General features: G+C 72.1%; 9 protein-coding genes. 3 read left to right on the forward strand and 6 right to left on the reverse strand.

Translation table 11 applies throughout. The annotated features are described in order from the left end of the window. From AC156L_RS07335 to AC156L_RS07360, 6 genes are all read right to left on the reverse strand, one after another. Complete coding sequence (locus AC156L_RS07335) at positions 1 to 1,173, reverse strand: histidine kinase (RefSeq protein WP_330882201.1); 1,173 nt, start codon at positions 1,171 to 1,173, stop codon at positions 1 to 3. After that, complete coding sequence (locus AC156L_RS07340; protein WP_330882203.1) at positions 1,170 to 2,927, reverse strand: sodium/solute symporter; 1,758 nt, start codon at positions 2,925 to 2,927, stop codon at positions 1,170 to 1,172. Before AC156L_RS07340 ends, AC156L_RS07335 begins: the two co-directional genes overlap by 4 nt. Further along, a complete protein-coding gene (locus AC156L_RS07345; RefSeq protein WP_330882205.1) occupies positions 2,924 to 3,271 on the reverse strand; it encodes a DUF485 domain-containing protein in 348 nt (115 codons plus the stop codon). The genes AC156L_RS07340 and AC156L_RS07345 overlap by 4 nt, the downstream gene beginning before the upstream one ends. A gap of 32 nt (positions 3,272 to 3,303) precedes the next feature. Continuing rightward, complete coding sequence (locus AC156L_RS07350) at positions 3,304 to 4,191, reverse strand: LytR/AlgR family response regulator transcription factor (RefSeq protein WP_330882207.1); 888 nt, start codon at positions 4,189 to 4,191, stop codon at positions 3,304 to 3,306. A gap of 153 nt (positions 4,192 to 4,344) precedes the next feature. Beyond that, complete coding sequence (locus AC156L_RS07355; RefSeq protein ID WP_330882210.1) at positions 4,345 to 4,650, reverse strand: hypothetical protein; 306 nt, start codon at positions 4,648 to 4,650, stop codon at positions 4,345 to 4,347. Between the two features lie 614 nt (positions 4,651 to 5,264). Next, positions 5,265 to 7,769, reverse strand: a complete 2,505-nt coding sequence (locus tag AC156L_RS07360) for a DEAD/DEAH box helicase (protein WP_330882212.1) — start codon at positions 7,767 to 7,769, stop codon at positions 5,265 to 5,267. 76 nt (positions 7,770 to 7,845) lie between these two features. Here AC156L_RS07360 and AC156L_RS07365 point away from each other — a divergent pair, with 76 nt between their 5' ends. The 3 genes from AC156L_RS07365 to AC156L_RS07375 are packed head-to-tail and all read left to right on the forward strand — an operon-like array spanning position 7,846 to position 10,470. Beyond that, the gene (locus AC156L_RS07365) at positions 7,846 to 9,582 is read left to right on the forward strand and encodes an NACHT domain-containing protein (protein WP_330882214.1); all 1,737 of its coding nucleotides are present in this window, start codon (positions 7,846 to 7,848) and stop codon (positions 9,580 to 9,582) included. Between the two features lie 10 nt (positions 9,583 to 9,592). After that, the gene (locus tag AC156L_RS07370) at positions 9,593 to 10,123 is read left to right on the forward strand and encodes a TetR/AcrR family transcriptional regulator (RefSeq protein WP_330882215.1); all 531 of its coding nucleotides are present in this window, start codon (positions 9,593 to 9,595) and stop codon (positions 10,121 to 10,123) included. Further along, entirely contained in the window at positions 10,120 to 10,470 is a 351-nt protein-coding gene (locus tag AC156L_RS07375) for a DMT family transporter (RefSeq protein WP_330882217.1), read from the forward strand. The genes AC156L_RS07370 and AC156L_RS07375 overlap by 4 nt, the downstream gene beginning before the upstream one ends. Positions 10,471 to 10,524 lie beyond the last annotated feature (54 nt).

Genomic DNA, 10,524 nt, shown 5'->3' on the forward strand with positions numbered 1-10,524 from the left:
CTACGCGTGCAGGCCGTGCTGGTACTTCGGGAAGCGGACGCTGATCTTCGTGCCGAGCCCCTGGGCGGTCTCCACGACGAGGCCGTAGTCGTCGCCGTAGAAGCGCCTCAGCCGCTCGTCTATGTTCCCCAGCCCTATCCCGGCCGTCTCGTCGACCTGCCCCGCCAACGTGCGCCGCAGCGCGTCGGGGTCCATGCCGATCCCGTCGTCCTCGATGGTGATGTGCGCCTCGGCCCCCGCGTCCGCGGCGAGGATCTGGATGTGGCCCGGCTCGACCTTGCCCTCCATGCCGTGCCGCACGGCGTTCTCCACCAGCGGTTGCAGGCACAGGAACGGCACGGTCACCGACAGCACCTCGGGCGCGATCTGGAGCGTCACGGTCAGCCGCTCGCCGAACCGGGCCCGTTCCAGCGCGAGGTACTGGTCGATCGACTTCAGCTCCTCCGCCAGCGTGGTGAAGTCGCCGTGCCGCCGGAACGAGTACCGGGTGAAGTCCGCGAAGTCCAGCAGCAGCGTGCGGGCGCGCTCGGGGTTCGTCCGCACGTACGACGCGATGGCGCTGAGCGAGTTGTAGATGAAGTGCGGCGAGATCTGCGCCCGCAGCGCCCGCACCTCGGCCTCGACGAGCCGGGTGCGCGAGCGGTCCAGCTCGGCCAGTTCCAGCTGGCCCGACGCCCAGCGCGCGACCTCGTTCGTCGCGCGGACCAGCCCCGCCGACGCCTCCCGGCTGTAGGCGGCGAGCACGCCGACCACGTGGCCCTCGACGGTCAGCGGCGCCACGACGGCGATCTGCACCGGGCAGTCGGGCAGCGTGCAGCCGATGTCGAACGCGCGCGTGCGGCCGGTGCTGAACACCTCCTGCGCGAGCCGCATGGTGTCCACGGAGTGGTGGCCCCCCATGCCCTCCCACGCGACCACCTCGACCTCGTCGGTCAGCGCGAGCGCGGGGGTGTCGAGCAGCGTGCGCAGGTGGCGGGCCGACTTCTTCGCCGCCTCGGGCACCAGCCCGGCGCGCAGCGGGGGAGCCGCCGACCACGCGGTGTGCAGCGTCTCGAACGTGATCCGCTGAGCCTCGGTGAGGAAGTCCTGCCGAGGACCAGACCCCCGCCACAGCACGAACACGATCGAGGCCCCGACCAGGAGTATCGCTCCCACCGCCAGCAAACCGGTCACGTCTCGCCTCGTCTGCGGAGTTCGCTCATGGACGGTTCCTCGTTCGTCTCCAGCCCGAGGTTCTCGGGCGCGTGCAGGCGGACCATGACCCGGTTGACGTTCGGGGGCACCTTGCCGGGCGTCATCAGCGACACCGCGTACATCACCACGAACCCCAGCGGCACGGTCCACGCGGCGGGCCGCGACAGGAACACGTGGAACCACTGGTCGCTGGTGCGGGCGCTGATCGTGACTATCCCCGCGGCCAGCGCGGGCAGCCCGCCCGCCAGCATCCCGGCGACCGCGCCGACCGTGGTGATGCGCGTGCTCCAGATCCCCAGCAGCAGCAGCGGGCACAGCGACGACGCGGCCACGGCGAACGCGAGACCCACCATGTCGGCGACCGGGATCCCGCTCACCAGCAAGGTCATCGCCAGCGGCACCAGCGCGGCCAGTCCGGCGGAGATCCGGAACCCCCGCACCCCGCGCATCTTCAGCACGTCCTGGCTCAGCACGCCCGCGAGCGACACCATCAGCCCGGACGACGTGGACAGGAACGCGGCGAACGCGCCCCCGGCGACCAGCGCCCCCAGCAGCTGCCCGCCGAGACCCTCGATCATCCGGCTGGGCAGCACCAGCACCACCGCGTCGGTGTCGCCGGTCAGCAGCAGCTCGGGCGTGTAGAGCCTGCCGAGCACGCCGTACAGCGGCGGCATCAGGTAGAAGATCCCCAGCAGCCCCAGCACGATCAGCGTCGTGCGGCGCGCGGCCCTGCCGTTCGGGTTGGTGTAGAAGCGGACGATCACGTGCGGCAGGCCCATGGTGCCCAGGAACGTCGCCAGGATCAGCGAGTACACCGCGTACAGCGGGAACTCGCCGCCCTCGGACATCGGCAGCGCCCAGTTCGCGTTCGTGGTGTGCGGCAGCGACTCCAGGTGCGGCACGGTCGCGCCCGCCGGGAACACGAACGAGCTGCCCGCCGAGATCGTGTGGTCGCCCGCCGTCAGCGTCAGGCCGTCGCCCTCGATCCGCTGCCCGTCGACCAGCCCCCGGCCCGCGAACGCCACGTCGCTGTCGGCGTGGACCACCGTCGTGGTGTCGAAGTCGACCGTGGTCTCCTGGCGGAACACCGGGTACTCGGGCGCGTTGAGCCGCTGGCCGCCGTGCGCCTGCCAGGCCAGGAGCAGGAACACCACCGGCACGGCGATGGCCGTCAGCTTCAGCCAGTACTGGAACGCCTGCACGAACGTGATGCTGCGCATCCCGCCGGAGATCACGTTCACCGTCACCACGAGCGCGACGATCAGCCCGCCCAGCCAGTCCGGCGCGCCGGTGACCGTGTGCAGGGTCAGGCCCGCGCCCTTGAACTGCGGCAGCAGGTACAGCCACGCGATGGCGATGGCGATGCCGCTGGCGACCCTCCGCACGGCGGGCGAGGAGAACCTGGCCTCGGCGAAGTCCGGCAGCGTGTACGCGCCCGACCGCCGCAGCGGCGCCGCGACCAGCGCCAGCAGCACGAGGTAGCCCGCGGTGTAGCCGACCGGGAACCACAGCATGTCCGGGCCGTGGGCGAAGATCAGGCCCGCGATGCCCACGAACGACGCCGCCGACAGGTACTCGCCGCCGATCGCGGACGCGTTCCACCACGGCGACACCGTGCGCGAGGCGACGTAGAAGTCCGACGTGGTGCGCGAGATCCGCAGCCCGTACGCGCCGACCAGCATCGTGCCCAGCGCGACCACCAGCACGGCGACGACACCGTAGGTGTTGTTCACGACCGTTCGACCAGCTCGGCGAACTGGCGCTCGCTCCGCTCCGCCTGCCGCACGTAGAACCAGCCCGCCAGCACGAACACCGGGAACACCACGACCCCGAGCAGCACCCACGGCAGCCCGATGCCGAGCACCTGGAACCGCGACACCGACGGCGCGAACGTGAACACCAGCGGCAGCGCCGCCAGCCCGCCCGCCACCAGGCCGACGACCAGCAGCCCCAGCGTGCGCTGGGTGCGGATCAGCGACCGCATGTACAGCGCGCCGAGCTGGCTCTGCTCGGTGATCTCGCGCGACGCAGGGTACGGCCTCCGGGGGCGGGGAGCGCCGGTCCGGGGACTCGTCACCACCACGCGCTCCGCGGGCGGGCGCTCGGGCGTCACGTGCCCTGCCGGTTGCGCGGGTTGTCGTCCGCGGCCGGGTTCTGCACGACCGGTCGCGCGCGCCGCACCAGGAGCTGCCGCAGGTGCCTGGCGTGCCTGCGGCTCACCGGCAGCACCGCGCCGCCGATGTTGACGCTCAGGTGCCCCTCCTCCAGCCGCAGCTCGTCGACGTGGCCCAGCGACACCAGGTGGCTGCGGTGGATCCGCACGAACCCGGCCGACCGCCAGCGCTCCTCCAGCCCGTTCAGCGCGGCCCTGACCAGACCGCTGCCGGTGGCCGTGTGCAGGCGCGCGTAGTCGCCGTGCGCCTCGACGTAGCGGATGTCGGCGAGCCGGATGAACCGGGTGATCCCGCCCAGCTCGACCGGGATCACCTCCTCGCCCACCTCGGGCTGCGGCGGCGGGGGCGGCTGCGGCTGCGGTTCGGCGACGGACTTCACGTCCAGCACCTCGTGCACGATCCGGTGAACCGACTCCGCCAGCCGCTCCGCGCGCACCGGCTTGAGCAGGTAGTCCAGCGCCTTCAGCTCGAACGCCTCGACGGCCGGTTCCTGGTGGGCGGTGACGAACACGATGGGCGGCGGCTGCGCGAACCGCGACAGCACCCGCGCCAGGTCGAGCCCGTCCAGGCCCGGCATCCGGATGTCCAGGAACACCGCGTCCACGGGTTGTCCGGCGTCCATCGCGCGGTGCAGCCCGCGCAGCGCCGTCGTCGCGTCGGTGACGCCCTCGACGTGCGCGATGCGCGGGTCCGAACGCAGGAGGTACACCAGGTCTTCGAGCGCGGGCGGTTCGTCGTCGACCGCGAGCACGCGCAACGTCCGTTCGAGAGCGCCTCGGCGCTCGGGCCCCTCGCAGAGGGGACAGGGCAGGCCTGCGGTCATGTCCGATCGAGTCCAATGCTGTGAACGGCCGATCTCCACGGCGACGGGGGATTAGACCATCAGTAGGTCATCGTCGCCCGTCGAGGGGTCGGGAGCAAGGGCACCCCCACCTCGGTCCACGCGCGGACGGACCGATCGGTTCGCCGGTGGTCCTCAGCCCGCGATGCGGCGGGCCCGGTGGTCGGCGACCCTCGGGTGGGCGGCCAGCGCGTCCCCGAGCGTGATCTCCAGCTCGACGAACGACTCCTCGGCGCGGCGGGCGGCGACGATCACCGACGACGCGGCGGCCGGACCGACGAGGCGGCGCGTGGGGTCCTGCAACGACTCGAGCACGTCGGACCACTGGTTCGACAACTTCGCCAAACCCTCCAGCGCCGCCACCAGTTCGCCCGTTGTCGTAGGTGGTTTTGCGGCTATCCGGGCGAGGCGGTCACCCAGTGCTTCCAGGTCGGCGTTCATCGTCACCCCCAATGCGCGTGTCGTGTACCCGGAGATATTGCTCCAGGCTGGCGAAACGGTCAACAAGGTCTCAATTGGTCCGCGTTTTCACAGGTCAACACGTAGAAGGAATGGTACCGGGAAGTTCTATTCTCAACCATTCCTTCGATCCAGTGAGCTGTGTCACCGGCAATCCGGCAACCATTTCACAGGTGTGGACCTCGAATAATCCGGAGCAGGCCGGACCCGTCATGTCCAAGGCCGTCCCAGCAGTGGTCTAGTGCCTCTGCGTATTCGTGCGCGCACGGAAGTGCACCCCGCGGAACCGGGATGCGCTCGAACGGACCCGTGGCGGCGCTCACTCGCCGTCGCCGGCCGGTGGGGCCCCTCCTCGCGGCGCGGCGGTCCCCGTGCCGCGGCCCCGGTCGGCGCGGCCGGTCGACCTCGGTCTCGACGCCGTCGGTGCCGCTCAGCCCCGTGTCCACACCCCAGCGGGGCAGGCGCCGCGGTGCGCCGGTGATCACCCGATCGGCCGAGCGCCACCTCCCCCGTGGAACGGTGCGGCGGCGGAGACGGGTGCGGTTGCTCCAGTCGGACGTGCCACGTACGACGTGTCAGACGGGAGGGGCGAAACGTTACAGCGCGCCCACCTCGGTGATGCGGATGGAGGCGGTCCCGGTCTCGTCGGACTCCTCCAGGTCCACCTCCGCCGAAATGCCCCAGTCGTGGTCGCCCGCGGGGTCGTCGAAGATCTGACGCACGTCCCAGCGCCCCGGTTCCTCGGTGATGATCAGCAGTGCGGGCCCGCGCGCGTCGGACCCGGTGCCGATCGAGTCGAACGCCTCGAAGTACGGCTCGATCGCGTCCTCCCACGCGTCCTGGTCCCAGCCGGACTCGCCGTCGAGCAGGCCCAGCTCGTAGTAGTTGCGGCGCGCGGCCAGCTCCACGCGGCGGAACAGCGCGTTGCGCACCAGCACCCGGAACGCGCGGACGTTGCGCGTGACGGCAGGCGGCCGGTCGTCGACCCTGACCTCGGGCTTCGCGTCGTCGAGCGGGTTGGTGAGCTTCTCCCACTCCTCCAGGAGGCTGGAGTCGACCTGGCGGACGAGTTCGCCCAGCCACTCGATGAGGTCGTTCAGCTCCTCGGTCTTGGCCTCCTCGGGCACGGTGTGGCGCAGCGCCTTGTAGGCGTCGGCCAGGTACCGCAGCACGATGCCCTCCGAGCGCGCCAGCTGGTAGAAGCTGACGTACTCGGTGAACGTCATGGCCCGCTCGTACATGTCGCGGACCACGGACTTCGGCGACAGGTGGTGGTCGGCGACCCACGGGTGGCCGCCGCGGTAGGTGGTGAACGCGCCCTCCAGCAGCTCCTCCAGCGGCTTCGGGTACGTGACCTGGTCCAGCAGCTCCATCCGCTGGTCGTACTCGATGCCGTCGGCCTTCATCGCCGCCACGGCCTCGCCGCGCGCCTTGAACTGCTGCGCGGACAGGATCTGGCGCGGGTCGTCCAACGTGGACTCGATGATGGACAGCGCGTCGAGCGGGTAGCTCGGCTCGTCGCGGTTCAGCAGCTCGATGGCGGCCAGCGCGAACGGCGACAGCGCCTGGTTCAGCGCGAAGTTCTCCTGGAGGTCGACCGTCAGCCGGTAGCGGCGGCCCTCGGCGTCCGGCTCGTCCAGCTTCTCCACCACGCCGGACTGGAGCAGCCCGCGGAAGATGGAGAGCGCGCGCAGGATGTGCCTGAGCTGCGCCTTGCGCGACTCGTGGTTGTCCTCCAGGAGGTGCCGCATCCCGGCGAAGGCGTCGCCGGGGCGGTTGATCACGTTGAGGATCATGGCGTGGCTGACGGCGAACGTCGACGTCAGCTGCTCGGGCTCGGCCGCGACCAGCCGGTCGAACGTCTTGTCGCTCCACGACACGAAGCCCTCCGGGGCCTTCGTGCGCACGACCCGCTTGAGCTTCTTCGGGTCGTCACCGGCCTTCGCGACCCGCTTCGCGTTCTCCACCTCGTGGTCGGGCGCCTGCACGACCACGGTCCCCACCACGTCGTAGCCCGCCCGGCCCGCGCGGCCCGCGATCTGGTGGAACTCGCGGGCCTTGAGGATGCGGGTGCGCGTGCCGTCGTACTTGCTCAGCGCGGTGAACAGCACCGTGCGGATCGGGACGTTGATGCCGACGCCGAGGGTGTCCGTGCCGCAGATGACCTTCAGCAGACCGGCCTGCGCGAGCTGCTCCACGAGCCTGCGGTACTTCGGCAGCATCCCCGCGTGGTGCACGCCGATGCCGTGCCGCACGATCCGCGACAGCGTCTTGCCGAAGCCCGAGGTGAACCGGAAGCCGCCGATCATCGCGGCGATCGCGTCCTTCTCGGCGCGCGTCGACACGTTCACGCTCATCAGCGCCTGCGCGCGCTCCAGCGCGGACGCCTGGGTGAAGTGCACGACGTAGATCGGCGCCTCCCGGCCGTGCAGCAGCTCCTCGATCGTCTCGTGCAGCGGCGTCGTCACGTACTGGAAGTTCAGCGGCACGGGCCGGTCGGCCGACCGCACGACCGCCGTGGCCCGCTCGGTGCGCCTGCTCAGGTCCTTCTCGAAGAACGAGACGTCGCCGAGCGTCGCGGACATCAGCAGGAACTGCGCCTTGGGCAGCTCGATCAGCGGCACCTGCCACGCCCAGCCGCGCTCGGGCTCGGAGTAGAAGTGGAACTCGTCCATGACGACCTGGCCGACCTCGGCCTCCGCGCCGTCGCGCAGGGCGATGTTCGCCAGGATCTCGGCCGTGCAGCAGATGATCGGCGCGGTGTCGTTGACGCTCGCGTCACCGGTCAGCATCCCGACGTTCTCCGGGCCGAACGTGTCGCACAGCGCGAAGAACTTCTCCGACACCAGCGCCTTGATCGGCGCGGTGTAGAAGGTGCGCTTGCCCTCCGCGAGCGCGGCGAAGTGCGCGCCGATCGCGACCAGGCTCTTCCCGGACCCCGTGGGGGTGCTGAGGATGACGTTCGAGCCGGAGACCAGCTCGATCAGCGCCTCCTGCTGCGCCGGGTAGAGCTGGAGCCCCCGTTCCGCCGCCCAGGAGGCGAACGTGTCGAAGAGCAGGTCGGGGTCGGGGGTGGCCGGAAGCCGATCGGTGAGAGTCATCGCAGGTCGGATCATAGGTGAGAGGCCGTCACCCGGTGGCGGCCACCGCCGCCGGAAACGTGTGGGATTCTCGGGTGTGACCGATCGCCACCTGGACGACCTGCGTCGGACGGCGCGAGCGGCCCTGCCCGATCCGGCGGGGTACCGGGATGAGCTGGGCGGGCCGAAGGTCGACCTCGTCGAGCTGCTGGCGGCCGGGCGCGGGCTCGTGCTGGTGGGGGAGCCCGGCGCGGGGAAGACCACGGCGCTGCACCGCCTCGCCGCGGACCTGCTCGACGACCCAGGGGGGCCGGTCCCGATCGTGCTGTCGCTGTCCGCGGGGAGCTGGCAGGTCGAGCCGCACCGGCTCAGCGGCCTGCGCTGGGCGAGCGCGCAGGACGTCGTGCCCGCCGACCAGTGGGACACCGAGGCCCTGGAACGCGCGCAGCGCCTGTCCGTGGCGAAGCTGGAACAGGTCGACCACGCCGTGGACACCGCCGTCGACTGGCTGGCCACCGACGTGGCCCGGCTGTACGAGGTGCCCGCGCGGCGGGTGGCGGAGTGGCTGCGCCGGAGGACGAGCCCGGTCTTGCTGCTGCTCGACGGGCTCGACGAGATCCGCCACGCCGACGACCGCCGCCGCTGCGTCGAGGCGCTGACCCTGCTCACGAGGCGGCTCGCCACCGGCATCGTCGTCTGCGCCCGCGAGGACCCCGGCGGGCTGGGCGCGGTGGTGGAGATCCCGCCGCTGAGCGCCGAGACCGTCGACACCCACCTCGCCGCCGCCGGTCTGACCGCGCTGCGGGAGGCGTGCCTGCGCGACGAGGAGCTGGTGGGGCTGCTGGCCACGCCGCTGGCGCTGACCCTGGCCGTGGACGGCTACCGCGACCGGCCCGTCACCGGCACCGAGGTCGAGCTGCTGAAGGCCGGTGGGCTCGACCGGCTGTGGGAGGTGGGCCTCGCGCCGGGGGCCGAGGCGCTGCGCGGGCTGGCCGGGCTGATGGAGCGGGGCGACCGGGACGTGTTCACCGTCGAGTCGCTGAGCCTCGCGTGGGTGCGGCGCGCCGGTCTGCGGCCCGTCCGTTCCCCCGCCGCGTGGGTCTGCGCCGCGCTGGCGCTGGTCGCGTCGGCCGGGCTCGTCGCGTTCACCGCCCGTGCCACGGACCTCGGCTTCGCGGCGCTGTGCGCCGTCGTCCTGGCGGGCTCGGCCACGGCGCAGGTCCACACCGCCCGCAACGCCACCGACCGCCGCGCGTCCCGGCTCGACCTCGGCGACTTCGTGGCCACGCGGTGGACGCTGGACTGGCGCGCGGGCCTCACGGCCCTGACCACGTGCGCGCTGACGGGCCTGGTCCTCGGCGCGTCGGTCGGCATGTTCGGCGGTGCCGCCGGTCTCGCGCTCGGTCTGCTGCCGGGCGTGGCCGCCGGTCTCGCGGTCGGTGTGCTGAGCCTGCCGAACCGGACCGCCGCCCGGCCGCGCCCCACCGCGGCGCGCTGGACCCTCGCCGTCCGGCTGGTCGCGGGGGTGCTCGGCCTCGCGCCCGCGGTGGCGCTCTCGTTCGCCGTGCTGCCGTTCGACCGGCTGTTCGCGCCGCTGGTGCACCACCTGATGCTCGCCGCGACGGCGGGCGCGTGGCTCGCGGCGTTCGCCGTGTCCCTGCACGGCTGGTGGAGCCACCGCGTCGCGGTGAAGACCGTGACCCGCGCGGGTCTCCTGCCCGCCGACCTGGACGCGTTCGTGGCGTCGGGCGTGCTGCGGGAGGTGCCGGACGGCTACGCGTTCGCCCACCGCACGCTGCGCACGCACCTCGGTACTTTACCTTCCGGATGGTAAAGTTGGGCCGGTGAACGCGCGACAACGGATCCTGGACGGTGCTCTCGACCTGCTGCGCGCCGAGGGCGGCGGGAACCTCACCCTGGACGCGGCGGCGAAGCAGGTGGGGCTGACCAAGCCGGGGCTGATGTACCACTTCCCGACCAAGGAAGCGCTGATGGTCGCCGTGGTCCACCACGTGGCCGACCGGTGGGAGCGGATGCTCCAGCACGCGCTGGGCCTGCCGAGGGCGGACGCCACGCCGCGGCAGCGCATCCGCGCCTACGTCGAGGTCGCGGTGACCGGCGAGCTGGACCGCGCCGACTTCGCCATCTGCGCCGAGGCGTTCTACCAGGACACCCTCGGCCAGGTCTGGAGCAGCCGCTTCGAACCCTGGGTGACCCTGCCGGAGGACCTGCCCGAAGCCGAGCGGGGCAGGCTGAACGGCGCGCGCCTGCTGGCCGACGGGTACTGGATGGCCGCCGCCACGGGCGTCCTGCCCGTGCCGGACCGCGACCGGGCCGCCCTGCTGGCCGTCGTGGACGGGCTGGTGACCCCGTGAGGAAGTGGCTGCTCCTGGTGTCGGCGATCCTGCTGGAGGTCAGCGGCACCCTGGCGCTGCGGGCCGCCCTCGACCACGCGGCCTGGTACGCCGTGGTGGCGGTCGGGTACGCGGGCGCGTTCGGCGCGCTCACGTTCGTGCTGCGCGCAGGCCTCGGTCTCGGCGTCGCCTACGGCATCTGGGCCGCGTCGGGGGTCGCGCTGACCGCCGTGCTCGCGTCGGCCCTGTTCGGCGACCCGCTGACCGCGACGATGGGACTGGGCATCGCGCTGGTCATCGGCGGTGTGCTCTGCGTCGAGCTGGGCTCCCAGGCCGCGCACGCCCGCGCCGGGGTGAACGGGTCGTGAGCTGGGTGTACCTGGCGCTCGCGATCGTCACCGAGGTCGCGGCCACCCTGTCGC

Source organism: Umezawaea sp. (assembly GCF_057122925.1).